Below are 15,644 nucleotides of genomic sequence, written 5' to 3' on the forward strand. Positions count from 1 at the left end.
CAAATGTTTAGGAAAATGATGGATAGATCGCCTCTGACCATATTTTTTCTTCTTATGGCGTTCATTTTTCTTTCTTTGTCTACATCAGCGCGAAATTGTTATGGCGCTTGCTTGATAAAGGACGGACAATTCTATGGCATTCATGAGAATAAGTATTTTCCGATGAACAGTGTCATGAAGTTTCCTCAGGCTTTGTTTGTAGCTGACTGGATGAAGAAACACAATATTCGTCTTTCTGACTCCGTCAAAGTTACCAAAGAGGAATTGATAGATGGCACCTGGTCGCCCAAGTTAGGAGACATACAAACATCCAAGTCGTTCACTTATGCAGAACTTCTCAGCTACTCCCTCATGCTCAGCGACAATAACGCGTGTGATGTTCTTTTCAAGCGATGTGGTGATCCGAAAACAGTAGAAGCATACGTCCGGAGCCTGGGATTTAAGAGGATTCATATCCGAAAGACGGAAAGGCAAATGCGTGAGGATCATTCGTGCTGTAGACACAACAAGACTACTCCCAAAGATATGACCTTATTGTTGCAGTGGCTCTCAAGTCACCATTCAGACACGCCGATTCTTCAGTTCATTTGGGAAACGATGATGAAATGTAAGACGGGTATGGAAAGATTGCCCGCAGCAAAACATGAAGGAGCGATGCTATTGCACAAAACCGGTTCGGGATATACCCATAACGATGGAACAGCAGATATTGGTGATGCAGGAATATACTTACTCAGCGATGGGAGCAAACTGCCTATATGTGTATTCGTCAAGGGTGCTTCGTCTGATCATATTATAGCAGAGATCTCTCAGCACCTCCAATACATGGCATTAACTCATGATACGAAGTAATTCATCTATACTCTTCCATCGCTTGATGCGTCAGCTGATGGAGTTCTGAAAGAACCGGATACTTGTGATAGGGAACGATCTTCACCGATACAGAGGTATGTCTTGGGATAAGTTCACGGCAACGGCTGATTAAGTCTGCATTGGCAGTATCGGGCGTAGGTTCCCTGTTGAAATTCTGAAGATAAGATACGTTTGTCATGAAGACGATATCGGAGGATTCCGGTAAAGTCTCCATGGCATGGATCATGGCAGTAAGCAGCATGCGGAACTCGGTGGTATGATCGTCGGAACAGATAAAACTGTCGATAACCTTACCATCAAGTTCGGCACGATAGGCACCGCTACTTACCCGCTCTTTATGGGCATAGTCGCAGCTAGCACCTAACCAAACGTAGTATGTAGTTGGGTTGAACGTCATGGTTGTTCAATCACTTATTTGTATCTTCGTAGTTGTCCCAATTGACATCGCTTTCGTTCCATTTGTCCTTCGGATGGCCTTCAGTCTTCGGATAACCGATAACGATTGTATTGAAGGGAATTAGATGCTGCGGTATGTCGAATAATCGGGTGATGGCTTCAACACGCTCCTCCACAGGGTAGGTGGCTGTCCACACGGCACCGAGCCCTAAGGCATGTGCGGCAAGAAGGATGTTCTCCGTTGCGGCAGATGCATCCTGCGCCCATAGCTCGTGGTCATTGCCGGTCAATGCTTTGTTCATATCACCGCAGACGATGATAGCCAGTGGTGCCTTGGCAGCCATAGCAGCATTGGGCGTAGCAGTCTTGATAGCTGCAAGCTTCTGCCGGTCAGTTACGACATAGAAATACCACGGGCGACGGTCAACGGCCGATGGAGCAGCCATACCCGCCTTGAGCAGAGTAATGATCTTCTCCTTCTCCACAGGCCTGTTCTCATAGCTCCTCACGCTAGTGCGTGTCATGATGTTTTCTATTACTTCTTTTGCATGCATAATTCTTATTTTATCTGGCATTATCCATCAGATATGAGGGCAAGATGCTGTGCTCATTGCTATTCGTTAATATAGCTCTGCTGAATAAAAAGCAGTTGTTCCTCGAGCATTCTCATCCGTCTCATCTCATAGCCGTGTGCCTGTGCTTCGGCGATGGGACGGCTGTAGAGATAATAGATCTCCATGGGGCGACGATGGTCGTAGTCGACCTTCATGCTTGGTGAATAAGGTCTCATCTTACGTGTCATATTCAGCATCCGGTCTGCATAATCTTCATTCAGACCTGCAACGCCACACGCACGGGCTCCCTCGATGACTTCCATCATCAAATCGCGGCACAACGTGTCAGTAGCCTCACAGTCAAGCAACTTGTCAACCTGTGTATTGAGAGCGACGGTGAGGCCGTTGAAGCACATGTTCCATACTGCTTTCTGCCATCGGGCTGTGTCATGGTCAACAAGTGAAGCATCGATGCCTGCATGGTTCATAACATCAGCAAGCTGGTGAAGGCGGTCGTCATCCTTACAATTGTAATTGCCGATATTCAGACGGCCAAGGTCCGTATGGTCAACCACTCCGGGTTTTGTTTTCGTACTGCAAATAAATGCCAACCCCGCCAGCACGCCCGTATGAGGGAATGTCTTGACAAAATCCTCTTCCAGGCCGATGCCATTCTGTATGAGCAGCACCCATGTGTCCTCTTTTAATAAAGGTGACAACAGTGTTTTCAGTAGATGCTCATTCGTCGATTTTAGGGCTACGATGACAACGTCGCACTTAGGCATATCCTGGGCATTGTGATAAGCCTGAACGGAGTCAAGATGAAAACTTCCGTTGACGGAGTTCACCTGAAGTCCGTGCTCACATACATAATCATAGTCACTGTGGAACAAGAAATGCACGTCTTCGCCTGACTTTGCCAACTTTGCTCCGTAATAGGCACCGATGGCACCTGAACCTATAATTCCAAACCTCATATCTGATTTCTTATTTGATCTTTTTCCTTTGCAAAGTTAAGAAATAATCTGAGACGAATGTTTCTCTCAGACGTCTTTTTATGTTTTGTTGAAGAGTCTTGATAGTCAGATTATACCTCGATTTTCACTTGCAGTAGCTGCTAAGTTCTACAAGATTGCCATCGGGATCTCGAAGATAGAGACTCAGCATAACGCCCTTTGATCCATGCCGTTCGTCAATTTCGCTTATGATGGGAGCGTGCTTGGTCTCCAGTTCAGCCTTGACTGGCTGCAGATCTCCATCTACAATTAGGCAGAAATCTTGCGAACCGTATTCAGGATGAATGGCGGCCGGGTGAAACTCGCCCTTACGTGTATGGATAGAAATCTTTCCACCGGGGAAATACAGGTTATGATGCCCATTAGTCTCACGATGTTCCATGCCGAGCAGGCCAACATAGAAGTCAAGACACTTCTGAAGGTTTGACGTCGTGATGACGAAATGGTCTATAGCTTTGAGTTTCATAGCTGGCAACTTACGCCTTCCCCCGCATGCTCGTCAAGAATATCCTTGTACTGAGGATGACGCTGATACCAAGTAAAAGCGTATGAGCATATTGGAAGGACCTTCAACTTATGGTTGATGGCATACTCGTTGGCAGCTTCGACAAGCAATGCTCCGATGCCCATACCCTTCTTGAAAGCCTCAGTGTGATTAATGAACATCACTTGTCCCTTGAACGTAAAGTCTAACAGGCCGACCTGCTCTTCTCCGTCATAGGCAAGGACTTGGCCTTTCGTGTTGTCTGCTACAATCTTAGTTTCCATAAGCGTCATATTTTTTTTGCAAAAATACGAAAAGTTATTCTCACTCCTCAGATATTTGCAGTAAATTTGCAATGAGAAATTTGAGAAGCAATGAGCAAGCAGAGTTTCATCAATGAGATAAAAGAATACAAGAGGAATGGTGGAGTTATAAGCTTCGCCTATGGGGATCATCGTCTTCCTGTTGTCTACCAAGAAGATTCAGATGTTATCCGTGTGAACATGTCTCAATATGATGTTTTCATGCCAGTTGATTATCAGATCAATCTGTTCGACAACCTGGCCAACCTTCAGGACAAGCTGTTGGAAAAGTACCCTCAATTACTTCAATGATATGAAACGCTTAGTCAGAAAAGCCATTGCTACAGATCTGCCGGTCGTGCTCAAACTGATTGAAAGCGGAAGGAAGATCATGCGCGAGAGCGGCAACCCAAACCAATGGGGAAAGAATCATCCTTCTACTGCTCAACTGCAGAAGGACATTGAGGATGGTCATAGCTATCTGTTGATGGATAGAGACAAGGCTATCGCCACCTTTGCTTTCATTCCCGGGCCGGACGTAACCTACGCTAAGATTTATGATGGTGCGTGGAAAGATACCGCCAAGCCATACTATGTCATCCATCGTGTTGCCAGTCTTCCTGATTATCATGGTGTGATGAAAGACATCCTTGACTATTGCTTCAGCATCACAGACAATATTCGAATTGATACTCACAGGGATAACAAGCCCATGCAACATTGCCTTGTAAAGTACGGCTTCCATTACTGTGGCATTATCCATCTGCTTGACGGTGACGAGAGGCTGGCCTACCAAAAACTTCTATAGAATGAAACAAAAACGCCGGTGCAGTCAGCTTCACACTGACCACACCGGCTAGGAGGTTTATATTGAATCGACAATGAAAAAAGGGGCTGACCCCTACTAAAAGAGGACAGTCCCTATGCCACTGAGCAGTGAAGCTTGTCGGTTATGCAACCTCAATCTTCTTAGTCTCTTTCTCAGCCTTCGGCGTACGAGGAAGCGTTACATGAAGCACACCGTTATCAACCTTTGCTTCGATCTTGTCTTTCTCAACGTCATCAGGCAGCGTCAGAGCCTGCTCGTAATTGCTGTATGAGAACTCGCGGCGCAAGTAGTGCTCCTTCTTGTTCTCGTCTTTCTTCTCGTCCTTGTGCTCCAACTTGATGGTCAGGCAACCGTCCTTGTCAACGTTCACCTTGAAGTCATCCTTGGTGGTGCCAGGGGCTGCGAGCTCGACTTCGTAAGCCTTGTCATTTTCCTTGACATTGATAGCAGGTGCTGTGACATTCATGCGCGCCATCCAACTCGTGTTCAACATATCGTCGAAATCATTGTCAAGCCAATTGTTCATGTCTCTTAAAACTGGATACAACATAAGTCAATACCTCCTAATTGTCAATTAATTCTTTGTTTCTCTTGGAGCTCTTCCATCGTCCTCAGGCTCTTTTCGTTGCCCTCGTCCGACGTCCGAACTTCTCTAACCCTCAGTGCAATATGCGTGCCCAAAGGCCAAAGATGGCAAATCGCGCCATCATTGGCAGTAATGCTTAAAATTTTTACATTTTACTGCCAATATTACCTTTCAAAGCCTATCTAATTCCTCTTTTTTTGCTTGACGACCATTACTTTGCCTCTCAGAAGACGCAAATTCCTATCGGTAATTTCACAAAACAGTTGTACCTTTGTACTCAAATATCTGAAACAGACAATGGACAAGACTACGTTCAAACAAGAAATCAGCGACTATACTGCTCGCGGAGGCAAGTTTGCCTTTGCCTTTGGTGACATCCATCTCCTTGTCTTATGTTGTGCACAACATAACCTGTCATCTATCACGAGGCGTTGAACATGTTGGGAGTGAAGATGCCAGCGCATGAGGTGTTTGTTCCTGTTGACTACTCGCGTGACTTGGACGACAACCTCGATGTGCTGATGAACAAACTCTTGGAGAAGTACCCGCAACTCACGGATTAATAAACCACAGACACTTGATAAATACCAGTTTATGAAACACTTCAGACTTTCCGTCCTGTCATTTCTGTTACTTACTCTTGCGCTAATGGCATGTAAGAACAAGACTACGGTCAAACCGACCGACATAATCGGTACATGGATTTATACCGGTAAAGAGCAATGCAATGAGTACAACATAGCAGAAATAGATCTTGACTACAGCAACGATATTTGGGTAAGTCCTATGTTAGGCGACACGATTTACCATTATGAACGATATGCCATTCACGGTGATACGCTTTTGCTGTACGACAAGAACAATGACGCATTGGCACTGAGAATGAAATATCTCGGGGGTGACAGCCTGATTCTTGAAAGCAGAAAGTTGCTCTCCAAAGGTCTGCTCTTTCGTAAAAGAAATTACTTGGATATGAAGCTTAAATCAATAAAAAGAACTGGCTTGCCTAAAGATACCTGCGACATCATCGTCAAGGCTTCTAATCCACGTGATTCGCTTGTTGCGATAAGCAAGAAAGACATGCTAAGGGCCAAGGCTATATTGAAGAAGCATTTTGAAACATTGGCTGCCAACAAGTTAAGCAGCCCTTATTCAAGAAGGCCTTTGCCATTCAATGAATACATACGTCAATATTATGGTCGACGTAGGGACGGTCATCTGCTAATTAATGTGGCTATGATGCAAAATGTGGATTACTTTCCCGATCGCCCCAACGCTTGGTATAAAAATCTGATAAAGCAACCTTACCATGTGTGTGATGGCGGACGATATTATGCGGACGTGCTCATCGATTTAACAACCGGCCTTTTGGTATGGTTCTATGTTCATGGAGAAGCTTAGCAAGTATGCCAGTGCTGGTAAGATAGCAGAACTCTTAGACCTTGACCGCAAATAGTGGACAAGGCTATGAAAGAGCTCAAAGCTGAGGGTGCTATCGTCTCTCCCGTCCGCTGTAAATGAGATACGGCACATAAGAATCACGGCCTCCTGAAATCAGTCATGTTGAAGTGCAGCCCCGCATTCAACATCTGAGACTTGATCTTATCGGCAATCTTCCCGTCGATACCTTCAACGGCACGCAGGTCATCCTCGCTTTTCTTGCACAGATTCGTTGTGTCGTAGAAGCCTCCGTGACTCAGTGCTTGTCGAATGCGCTTCTTCACACTTGGGCTAATGCTCAACCCATCAACGAAGTTGTAATAGGTTGAATACTCAATGTTGATTCTCTTCATAGGCGTTGTTGTCTACGACTTTTAGGTTGTGTTGTAGGTTAACTGTTTGTTTCAGGCTTTGCACCGTGAAGGAGCATCCGTATCATGCTCTCAATCTCGTCATTGACTTTCTTGAAGTTACGGTTCAGCATGATTTCTTTGTCGCGCTGACTTTTGAAGGCATATATCTTTGGCAGCTCCACATAGTGGGATTCCTCACGGCGTATCTTACCCATATCGAAATTAGTCTTGCAGAAATACTTCGTGGTCTTGAACTCTGGGCTATCCTCAAGGTTGATGTTTGCAAAGGATTTCTTCTCCGTGGGCGTAAAGTCGCGGGCAGCCTGTCCGGCGAGCCAGCCGGTGGCCATGTCGGCAATCTTGGCGGCAGGGACGAGGTTGTCCATCTTCTCACTGATAGAGGTACTGACCTTTGAGTCGTTGATGGTGATGGACTTCGATGTCTGCTTAGCCTTGCCGAATACATCATTCTGTGCCCATTCGAGGGTTTCTTTGTTGCGGGCAGCACCCATGAAGATATTGCCGCAGGTGGTGATGATCTTCTGCATGCCGTTCTTGCCATAATCGGCCTCCAACTGAGGTAATTCCTGGAAACCGAGGGTGACAGCCACCTTGTTGCTTCGTGCCGTACCGATAAGGCGGTCTATCTTGTGAAAATAGAGCGTGGGCAGCTCATCGACGATGATACTCACGGGCAGGTTCCCCTTGCTGTTGATACGCGTGACAAGTCGGTTGAGGATGAGGGCGTTGAGCGAGCCGATGACCTGTTCCTTCTCCGGGTCGTTGGCGATGACAAGGTAGCTGGGGTTGGACTTGTCGGAGATTTTCAGGTCGAAGTCGTCGCCGGTGAACACCCAATATGCCTCAGGGGGAAACAAGACGGGCGGCATTGACACGGAGCGTACCCACCATACCTTCCAACTGGTCATTGGCCTTGTTCTTGTAGGCACTTTGGAACGGTGCCATGAGGGACATGATCTTAGGGTCCTGCATGAGAATATCAAACACCTCGCTGTAACTGCGGCCTAAGAAGCTCAGCACATGGGGCATATCGCTGTACTCGCCCGTAATAGTGTCGGGCTCCACCTCGTTGCCATCCTCGTCCTCGTACCAACAGCGATCGATGCGTATCTCCTGCTTGTTGCCGTTGAGATAAGTGAAGCCATCCAAGTCAACAAACATATCATCACTGTCCGTGGAGACATTGTTGCTGTTGCAGTCGATGAAGTCGAGCACCACGTTACCTTGTTCGTCCAAAGCCTTGTAGTCTCTCCAGTTGTGGATGACAAGACGGAGTTTCCTATTATTCCACAGCACGTAGCGGTTCAGTTTCTTGCCGTTCTTGTAGCCTGTCGGGTGGAAGTTGACGAAGAAGTAGATGATGGCGGCAAGGAAGTTCTCAGCGGAGTTTTGGAAGAAGGCTTCTGAGCCGCCTTTCTTCTCACCACCGCCTTTGTTCAGAGAGGCAAGCAGTGTGGCTGCCGTCTCGGAGGCTGCCGCAAGGTCAGGAATGTACTTCCGCTGGATGGGGTTCACACGATTGGAGTACTCCACATCGGTGAAGTTGACGATGCGGAAACCGCAGTTCTTGGGCAGCTTGCCCTGCTTACGGTTCTTGCAGTACTGATAGAAGAGGTTTCGTGCCAAAGCCGGGAACTTATAATCATAGACCATCATGGCAAAACCTTTGGCTGAGTGTTGCCGGATGAACGGGGCGATGATACCGAAGGACTTTCCAGAGCCGGGCGTTCCCAAGACGATGGTGGCACGGAAGGGGTTGATGATGTTGATCCATCCGTGGTTCAGACGCTTCTTATAGTAGTAGACCATAGGGATATTGACACTGTACTCGTTCTCTTCCTTGTTCCGACTCTGCTCGAAGCTCTCGTTTTCAAAGTTCCATTTATCGTCGCCAATCTTCATGCCCAAGTATTTGGCAATGGCATCAAAGCCCTGGTGGATAAGCATCGTGCCGGTAACGGAGCAGAGGACATAGAGGCAACGGTTGAGGGAATAACCGGCGAATGAGCCGTTGAGTGGCATATCATAGAAGATGAAGCACATGACGATCATGGTAGCACCGGCAAGAACGGGATAGAGCACCATTGTCTTGAGGTTCCACTTCAGACTCTTGCGTGCTCTCGTTCCGATGCAGGTAACAGTGATACAGATGAGCTCCATCACCTTGCAGGCAGACACGGAGTCGAAGACCTTGAAGCGGTGAAAGAGCTCAAGGACAAAGGCGACCATGCGGTTGTCGGAGGTGATGGGCAGGTTCATCACAATCTCTATGATCAGTATCAGATAGATGCATGAGCGGAACATGCTGTACATCTGCTGTTGTTCACGGGTTTCTTCCATAGCAAGGGGATTATCAAGAATTTGAGAATTAGAGAATATCGCTCACAGGAGGTTATTTATTTCTCACAGATTGTACTGATAGCACGGATTTTCCCTCGCAAAGGCGCTAAGGGCGCAATGATTCCTCGGGATGCGGAACCTTAGCGATCTTTGCGGCTTTGCGAGAGATAAAGATGTTAAAGCGAGATTTAATGCAGGTTCATCAGCAGATCCGGCGAGAAGGAGTCGGCATTGAGGATGTCACGGTAGTTGATGTCGAGATAGCTGACACGGCCGCTGATCTGGTCCTCAGTTATTTCAAGACGAAGTTTCTTCTCTTCGGGGAAGGTGAGCTTCTTCAGTACGATGACATTGCGGTAGGACTTCGTGAAGTGGTCGGCATGGTTGACCATGTAGACGGGCGTGAGCTCGATGGTCTGTGAGTTCGTAGCTTTCAACTCTTTCTTGTCCATCAGCTTCAGACGGATCTCGGCAATGTCGTACTTGATGTTGCTCCTGTTCTCCAACGAGAAGTCGATGAAGAAGTAGTCGCCGACGGTGTAGATGTTGTTCACCTGCGCACGGATGCCATACTGTTTGCCATGCACACGGAAACACTTGCGGCGGCTCATGAAGATGGACCAGCAGAGACGCGACATATCACCCTGCGTCATGCTCACATCCGGGTTGGTATAGTCGCGGATGTTCTCCTGTCCGACGGTATAGACGGAGTGGGCACGCTTCGGGGCTTTCGTGTAGTAGACGGTGAACTGGGCGATATGACGCTCACCGATGACAGTTACCGTTCCCGCGAGTTCGTTATCCATCAGCGTGGCCTTGGGTTTCAGACGGACGATGTTGTCGGCGCACTGGTTGCCGACGAGATTGTCTGTGGAGATGTCCACGAGCTTGATGTTCTCCGGCATGATGAGGTGTGTCGTCACCTGGTCATTGACGTAGATGACCGTCTTCTGCAGGTTGCGCTCGAAGATGCGGGCGTCATCCTCCGTGAGACGGTGGATGTAGCGGATACGGACGGTGTCGTTTTTCTCTTTCTTCTCACACTTAGTGAGGCCGTCACCTTTAATGGTTGTAACGGTGCTTTCTGCATAGGTTGGCAGGATGGCGACAGCCATCAGTGCCATGATAATAATCTTTTTCATTCGTTCTGTGTGTTTATAAGGTAGACAATGGTGTTGTACTTGATTTTGGCTTTGTTCTTGCGGATGTTTTTCGATACGGCGGAGCTGGCGGACTGATACATGTTTTGCAAGGCCTGCAGGGCGATGATCTCCGGGGACAGACTGCCGGTACCGTTCACGTCGAACTGGACACTTTGGGCAGCGACATTGGAGCCTGCGTCCTTCACCATCTCACGGAAGGTGGATTCGGGAACGTAGAAGCCTTCCATGCCGTCGTTGTCGAAGACGCTGAGGTCGACCTTGATGAACTTGTTGCCGACAAGGATGCTGGTGATGCTCGCCTTGACACGCTGCTGTCCGAAGCCGGTGACGATGCCGTAGAGGTAGGAGCCTTTCTTTAGGCGGATGCCTTTTACTGTTACATCGTCGAGGAGCTTGAAGCGGAGTCGGGTGCCCTCATGTGCCTTGGTCGTGCGGTCTATCATCGCCTTGATGAGCGGCTCGTCGACATTCTCGGTACTGGCAACGGTGTTGAACTTCTCGGAGTTGTCCTCCTTGACTTTCTCGACAATCTCGGCCTTCTCTTCTTTTTTGCCTTTCTTCTTGGTGTTGCCGGTGAGTGCGTCAATCATCTCCTGCCGCTGGCGTCTTTCCTCGGCTTCCTCTTCCTTGTCACGACGTTCTTGTTCGGCCTGGTACTGCCGCTGGCGTTCCATGCTGCGGTTCTGGATGCGGTCGAGCTCACGGGCATAGGCGTTGAGGTCTTCCTGCTGGCTCCTGCCATTGTTGCCATAGCCTCCATTTCCATAGCCTCTGCCATAGCCGTTGATACGATTCATGTTGGCACGCTGACGCTCACGGAGGTCCTCCTCGGCTTTCAGCTGACGGAGGCGTTCGGCATTGACGGCATCGATGCGCTGCCGCTCTTCGTCGTTGTAGCCGCTGCCGGTGGTGTCCTTCTGCTCGTACTCGTCGCCGATGCCGTCGACGGCGGTAAAGGCTCCGTCCTCGGCAAAGTGCTTGTTCATCGCCGTCATCTTGTTGTCCATGCCCTCACCACGGGCATCGGGGATGCTCATGTTGATGGAGTCGGTGACCACGTTCCCGGTGGTCTTGCCGTTGCCCTTGAAGGTCTCCATGCCGAAGTAGATGAGCCCCAACAGGGGCAGGAAAATAACTAGAGGGAAAATATACTTGGGTTGTCTGAGGTTCAGACGCTTGAGTTTCTGTAAGTTCATATCATACTTTTTTATTGTGATTGGTTTATTGCTTATTGTCGAGGTATTTTACCACGAGTTCGAGCTGGCGGTACTTCACCATGATGTCCACGGAGTCCTTATGGCTCTTGACGGGCAGACGGACGAGGGAGTCGAGATCGTGCTTGAGCTGTTGGCCTTTGTTGGTGAGTTCTACGGTCTGGTCCACCTGCATGGACTTCAGACGCTGGATGCGGCGGATGCCGTCGAAGGCGGGCTTCACGTCAGACAGACCGGTCATCATGTCGGACTCGTTGTAGGTGGAGGTAAGGGTGAGCCATGTGCCGACAATCAGTGAGAGCATGAGCATACTGATGGTGATGACGGACACTCTCTTCTTGTGCTTGTCTGCCCATTGGTTGGCTTTGGCTATCTTGTCCTTGAGCTTGAACTTGTCGGTCAGTGACTTGATGCCTTCCGCTATCTTGGCGTCTTTCTTTGCTTTGGTGCGTTTAAAAATCTTCATGGTACATAAAATTATTTTTTATTTAATTGTACCGATCTACTCCCTTTTAGATGGTGAGTATCTTCGGTTTAATAATCCAAATCTTTGTTCTCGAGTGTTCTCCAGTTGGTGATGAGCAGTCCGTGGGGATTGTTCTGTGTCCTTGGCACGTTCTCTATCTCACCCACGGTGATGATGGAGCGTTTGAGGTCACGGCTGCGACGCTTGATTAGCTGCGTGCCGAAGTACTTGAACTTCTTGTCGTGCTCGTTGAACTGGATGGAGTCGCATTTGATGGTGCAGACGGCACTGCTGGATATAATGTCGGAGTAGAAGCCGTTTTCTTCCATGGCCTGTTTCTGTTTCATCGCCGTACCGTCTGCCATGTAGAGTGCCTTGCCGAGGGTCCACTTGATGTAGTCGTCATCGGGCGGAAGGTTGAAGAAGTACTGGTGAAAGAGCTGGATATGTGCCTTGGCCTCCATCACGAAGTTGGCTTCCTGCAGACTGCGCTCGGCAAGGAAGGGGATGTCCCCGTCAAGGATGTATATCTGACTGCGCTCCTCACTGATGAGCTTGGAACTCTGATAGACAGTGAAGATGCAGATGACCGTGCATGCCGCCAACGTGAGGACGACGGTCATCAGGGCCAGTTTGGTTTTCTGTTCTAAGGATTGGATCAGCATAATTGTATTAGTTATGAGATAGAAGTTTATGAGTTTTTAAGTCTGTGGATAGGAGCTTTTGAGTTAGGGTTAGGAGTCGGAGCTGTCTCGCATGGCTTGACAACTCCCAACTCCTATCTTTTTACTCCTAACTCCCCTCGGCTCCTCCGGGTCTGTAGTTGGAGTCGGACTTGCCAACATTGTTTATACTGCGGGCGGAGTCGGCACCACGACTGTAGGATGTTCCCAATCCAGTCTGAGCCATGATGGTTCTGGCGGTTTGGTTGAAGCCACTGCCACCGTCGCTGTGGGACTGCTGGGCGGCTCCGATGATGGAGGCGGTGCCGGTGGCAACGGCGGCTCCTGCGGCAACAGTGGTCGTTGCGGCACCCATGGCGTAGCTGGCGCCACCGAAGACGAGGGTCTGGGCCATACTGCCGGATGCGGTTCCGGCGCTGGAACTGATGCCGCCGGGGATGAGCCACGAGGCTACTTCGGGCACGAAACGGAGAACGTAGGCTCCCACGAGCATGCCCATGGCGTACATACAGTTGGAGCCGATGCCCTGCAAGCCCAAGGCGCCGATCTGCTGCCATGAGTTCACGGTGCCTTTCAGCAGGGTGTCGTAGGCCTTGATGTCCTCCATGAGATTGTACATCAGAATGAAGTCGATATAGTAGAGGCAGAAGTACACGACAAAGCCCCATAGGGAGAGCGACAGGTACTTACCCATCCACTGGGCCCAGGCGTTGCTCCATGGCGGAACGATACTCAAGGCGAACATGATCGGGGCAAAGGTGGCGAGGATGGTCATGAAGATACGCTGGGCGACGAGCATGCCGTAGTAGGACATCTGGAAGATGAGCTCGCCGACGAAGCGTATCACGTCGTTGATCCACTCGCTGACCTTGGTCTCGGCGGCAACGGCTGCACGCTGGGCGTAGTTGTTGATGGTGGTGCCGAGGTTCTCCATGTTATAAATAAGTTTATCCCACCAGTGGGCATCCTCACCGATCTCCTGCACCTGCTTGGCGGTCTCGATACTGTCCTGGACCTGACGGAGACGTTTGAGGTAGTCGTCCTGCTTTTGGGCGACTTTCAGCTCCAGTGCCGCCACTTCTCTGTTCTTGCTCTGTGCCATCTGACGGGTCACATCCTCCAGTCCCTTGCCGGGCATCTTAAGCGACTCGCAGATGTAGCTGCTGTAGGTGATGCACAGGGAGAGGCCGATGATACGGGCGAGTTTCATCACGTCCATGCCGCGGCGGCCGAGCATCATCATCCAGCACTCGTAGGAGCCCATGCAGAGGGCAAGCAACAGGCCGAGCATCTTGGCAAAGCTGATGGCACTGCCGAGGACGGCGGACTTGGGAAAGGTCTCCATAGCCGTCAACAGGCGCATCAGACTGTCGTCGATGGCAGGGAGACCCATCGTCAGCAGCTGGTTGATGAACATTGAACTTGATAATAGTATGTCTGTCATGATGTTCTGTGGTTTTCAAGGTTAATAATATTGCTGTGCCATGCCTACAAGGTGAGCCACGCGCGAGACGAGTTCTTCCATCTGTTTCTTGTACTCCACATAGGCTTCCTGTCGCTTGGAGTTTTCCAGCTCGTTGCCTATACCCTGTTTGTGGGTATAGGCGATGGACTGGCAAATCATGTCGTTCTGACGTTGGAGCTCGTTAACCTGAGGGTACAATTTTCCTTTACTTTTAGTAAGGCAGAAGGTAAGGCCCTCGGTGATGGCACCCTGCATACGGTTGAAGTCGTCCTTGAAGGAGGAGTAGACAAGGTCAACGTTACGGTCGGCGGCACGGAGGACTTCCTCGTCGTGCATCTCCTTGACCTTGGCACGTTCCTCCTCGGCTTTCTTGACTTTCTCCTTCTGCAGCTCCTCCTGGGCGATGCGGCGCGGCATGATGGTCTTGACGTTGGACTTGTGTTCCTTGAAGCGGACACGGTAGCCGGACTTGAGACCTGACCACTTCCAGTAGGTCTCGGCACCGGAGTAGTTCTTGTGGAGGAAGTAGTAGTACCAGCCGGGCTCGAAGTCCCAAGGACCGGTCTCCATGCTCCGCCACTGTTTCTCCTTCTGTGAGTCGTGCACTTTCTTCTGCGCATAAGCGCTCCCGCTTCCCACAAAGAGGAAAGCGAGAGCTGTACACATTATAAAGATTATGGAAGAATGACTGTGTTTCATGGCATTGTCGTTTTTTACTCGTTTCATATGTATGTTATTCTATCATCATTATATTGTTTTTCTTACTACGCCCCGTACCACTTGTCAATGACTTGTTTCGCGATCTCATCCTTGACATCACTGTTGAGAATGTCCCAAATGTAGTCATAATGAAAGCCGCCCATAGCAACAATACTGCACCAGAGATTGGCGGAATCAATGATGCCGAGCATGTTGGAAATATAGCTGTGGAGGGTGTTGACAAGCTCCAGTTTCTCGTCCATGCTGGCACGCATGAGGTTCAGTCCGCTGGCGGTAAGGGTGGCATAGAGAGCCTTGATGTTCTTGATCTCTCGCGCACAGGCGTAGTTGGCCTCGGTATAGTACCACATCACTGCCGGTTTCTTGAAGGCGTACTTGGCGGTGTTCTTCGTGAACGTGGCATACTGGTCGATGAGACGGTAGAGGTCGGTGCCGGTAGAGGCGAGTGCCGCGCCGAGGATGACGTAGCTGTAGGCGTTGTTGAGCTTCGAGTTCAGCGTCATGCGGACGTCGTTGAACTTCGTAGCGTCCTTGGTGACGAGGCTCTGCTCGCCATAGCTTACTGCCACTTTCTCCAGTGCCTTCTCCTCTTCCTTCTTGATGAGCTTGTGCAGCGAGATCAGGGCCTCGATGGTGGGCTGGTCGTTGGGGTAGTCGAAGGCATGGGCTTTCGACGGGTAGAGGATGGCTACGGTCAGGATGCAGATGATAAGGGTATGGTACTTCATTTTCAATCGGT

At 49.5% G+C, this 15,644-nt stretch carries 19 protein-coding genes and 1 pseudogene; 5 read left to right on the top strand and 15 right to left on the bottom strand.

What is annotated here, in order from left to right; all coding sequences use genetic code 11:
- Positions 1 to 15 precede the first annotated feature (15 nt).
- Positions 16 to 852, top strand: coding sequence for a serine hydrolase (locus FYJ73_RS08280; protein WP_206081737.1), 837 nt, complete (start codon positions 16 to 18; stop codon positions 850 to 852).
- A 1-nt stretch (position 853) separates the two neighbouring features.
- Here FYJ73_RS08280 and FYJ73_RS08285 read toward each other — a convergent pair whose 3' ends face one another.
- The 5 genes from FYJ73_RS08285 to FYJ73_RS08305 form a co-directional block, all read right to left on the bottom strand.
- A complete protein-coding gene (locus tag FYJ73_RS08285) occupies positions 854 to 1,270 on the bottom strand; it encodes a ribonuclease H family protein (RefSeq protein WP_154534250.1) in 417 nt (138 codons plus the stop codon).
- Positions 1,271 to 1,280: 10 nt separating this feature from the next.
- Positions 1,281 to 1,793 carry a nitroreductase family protein gene (locus FYJ73_RS08290; RefSeq protein WP_235899289.1) on the bottom strand — a complete coding sequence of 171 codons (513 nt, stop codon included), beginning with the start codon at positions 1,791 to 1,793 and terminating at the stop codon, positions 1,281 to 1,283.
- An 89-nt stretch (positions 1,794 to 1,882) separates the two neighbouring features.
- A complete protein-coding gene (locus tag FYJ73_RS08295) occupies positions 1,883 to 2,800 on the bottom strand; it encodes a putative 2-dehydropantoate 2-reductase (protein ID WP_154534252.1) in 918 nt (305 codons plus the stop codon).
- A 124-nt stretch (positions 2,801 to 2,924) separates the two neighbouring features.
- Positions 2,925 to 3,305, bottom strand: coding sequence for a VOC family protein (locus FYJ73_RS08300; protein ID WP_154534281.1), 381 nt, complete (start codon positions 3,303 to 3,305; stop codon positions 2,925 to 2,927).
- On the bottom strand, positions 3,302 to 3,607 hold the full coding sequence (locus FYJ73_RS08305; protein WP_154534253.1) for a GNAT family N-acetyltransferase: 306 nt from the start codon (positions 3,605 to 3,607) through the stop codon (positions 3,302 to 3,304). The genes FYJ73_RS08300 and FYJ73_RS08305 overlap by 4 nt, the downstream gene beginning before the upstream one ends.
- Positions 3,608 to 3,697: 90 nt before the next feature.
- On the opposite strand from FYJ73_RS08305, the gene FYJ73_RS08310 reads away from it, so the two are divergent.
- On the top strand, positions 3,698 to 3,937 hold the full coding sequence (locus FYJ73_RS08310; protein WP_154534254.1) for a hypothetical protein: 240 nt from the start codon (positions 3,698 to 3,700) through the stop codon (positions 3,935 to 3,937).
- A 1-nt stretch (position 3,938) separates the two neighbouring features.
- Positions 3,939 to 4,433 carry a GNAT family N-acetyltransferase gene (locus FYJ73_RS08315; RefSeq protein ID WP_154534255.1) on the top strand — a complete coding sequence of 165 codons (495 nt, stop codon included), beginning with the start codon at positions 3,939 to 3,941 and terminating at the stop codon, positions 4,431 to 4,433.
- A gap of 142 nt (positions 4,434 to 4,575) precedes the next feature.
- Here the strand turns inward: FYJ73_RS08315 and FYJ73_RS08320 are convergent, their stop codons facing one another.
- Positions 4,576 to 5,004, bottom strand: coding sequence for an Hsp20/alpha crystallin family protein (locus tag FYJ73_RS08320; RefSeq protein WP_154534256.1), 429 nt, complete (start codon positions 5,002 to 5,004; stop codon positions 4,576 to 4,578).
- A 473-nt stretch (positions 5,005 to 5,477) separates the two neighbouring features.
- Between FYJ73_RS08320 and FYJ73_RS16140 the strand changes: the two genes are divergently transcribed.
- Positions 5,478 to 5,603, top strand: coding sequence for a hypothetical protein (locus tag FYJ73_RS16140; RefSeq protein WP_262885122.1), 126 nt, complete (start codon positions 5,478 to 5,480; stop codon positions 5,601 to 5,603).
- A 31-nt stretch (positions 5,604 to 5,634) separates the two neighbouring features.
- Positions 5,635 to 6,441 carry a hypothetical protein gene (locus FYJ73_RS08325; protein WP_154534257.1) on the top strand — a complete coding sequence of 269 codons (807 nt, stop codon included), beginning with the start codon at positions 5,635 to 5,637 and terminating at the stop codon, positions 6,439 to 6,441.
- A gap of 137 nt (positions 6,442 to 6,578) precedes the next feature.
- Here the strand turns inward: FYJ73_RS08325 and FYJ73_RS08335 are convergent, their stop codons facing one another.
- From FYJ73_RS08335 to FYJ73_RS08375, 9 genes and pseudogenes are all read right to left on the bottom strand, one after another.
- On the bottom strand, positions 6,579 to 6,833 hold the full coding sequence (locus tag FYJ73_RS08335; RefSeq protein WP_154534258.1) for a ComEA family DNA-binding protein: 255 nt from the start codon (positions 6,831 to 6,833) through the stop codon (positions 6,579 to 6,581).
- A gap of 38 nt (positions 6,834 to 6,871) precedes the next feature.
- Positions 6,872 to 9,194: pseudogene (locus FYJ73_RS08340) on the bottom strand (type IV secretory system conjugative DNA transfer family protein).
- 188 nt (positions 9,195 to 9,382) lie between these two features.
- Positions 9,383 to 10,336, bottom strand: coding sequence for a conjugative transposon protein TraN (traN, locus tag FYJ73_RS08345; RefSeq protein WP_235899290.1), 954 nt, complete (start codon positions 10,334 to 10,336; stop codon positions 9,383 to 9,385).
- Positions 10,333 to 11,553 carry a conjugative transposon protein TraM gene (gene traM, locus FYJ73_RS08350; protein WP_154534259.1) on the bottom strand — a complete coding sequence of 407 codons (1,221 nt, stop codon included), beginning with the start codon at positions 11,551 to 11,553 and terminating at the stop codon, positions 10,333 to 10,335. The genes traN and traM overlap by 4 nt, the downstream gene beginning before the upstream one ends.
- 25 nt (positions 11,554 to 11,578) lie before the next feature.
- Positions 11,579 to 12,037, bottom strand: coding sequence for a hypothetical protein (locus tag FYJ73_RS08355; protein WP_154534260.1), 459 nt, complete (start codon positions 12,035 to 12,037; stop codon positions 11,579 to 11,581).
- Positions 12,038 to 12,105: 68 nt separating this feature from the next.
- The gene (traK, locus tag FYJ73_RS08360) at positions 12,106 to 12,702 is read right to left on the bottom strand and encodes a conjugative transposon protein TraK (protein WP_154534261.1); all 597 of its coding nucleotides are present in this window, start codon (positions 12,700 to 12,702) and stop codon (positions 12,106 to 12,108) included.
- Between the two features lie 127 nt (positions 12,703 to 12,829).
- The gene (locus tag FYJ73_RS08365; protein ID WP_419471139.1) at positions 12,830 to 14,137 is read right to left on the bottom strand and encodes a TraJ family protein; all 1,308 of its coding nucleotides are present in this window, start codon (positions 14,135 to 14,137) and stop codon (positions 12,830 to 12,832) included.
- A 48-nt stretch (positions 14,138 to 14,185) separates the two neighbouring features.
- Positions 14,186 to 14,851: a DUF5045 domain-containing protein gene (locus tag FYJ73_RS08370; protein ID WP_206081738.1), complete on the bottom strand. Its 666-nt coding sequence runs from the start codon at positions 14,849 to 14,851 to the stop codon at positions 14,186 to 14,188.
- A 98-nt stretch (positions 14,852 to 14,949) separates the two neighbouring features.
- Positions 14,950 to 15,633, bottom strand: coding sequence for a hypothetical protein (locus FYJ73_RS08375; protein WP_154534263.1), 684 nt, complete (start codon positions 15,631 to 15,633; stop codon positions 14,950 to 14,952).
- Between the last annotated feature and the right edge of the window lie 11 nt (positions 15,634 to 15,644).

It is taken from the genome of Hallella mizrahii (genome assembly GCF_009695775.1).
Lineage (GTDB): Bacteria > Bacteroidota > Bacteroidia > Bacteroidales > Bacteroidaceae > Prevotella > Prevotella mizrahii.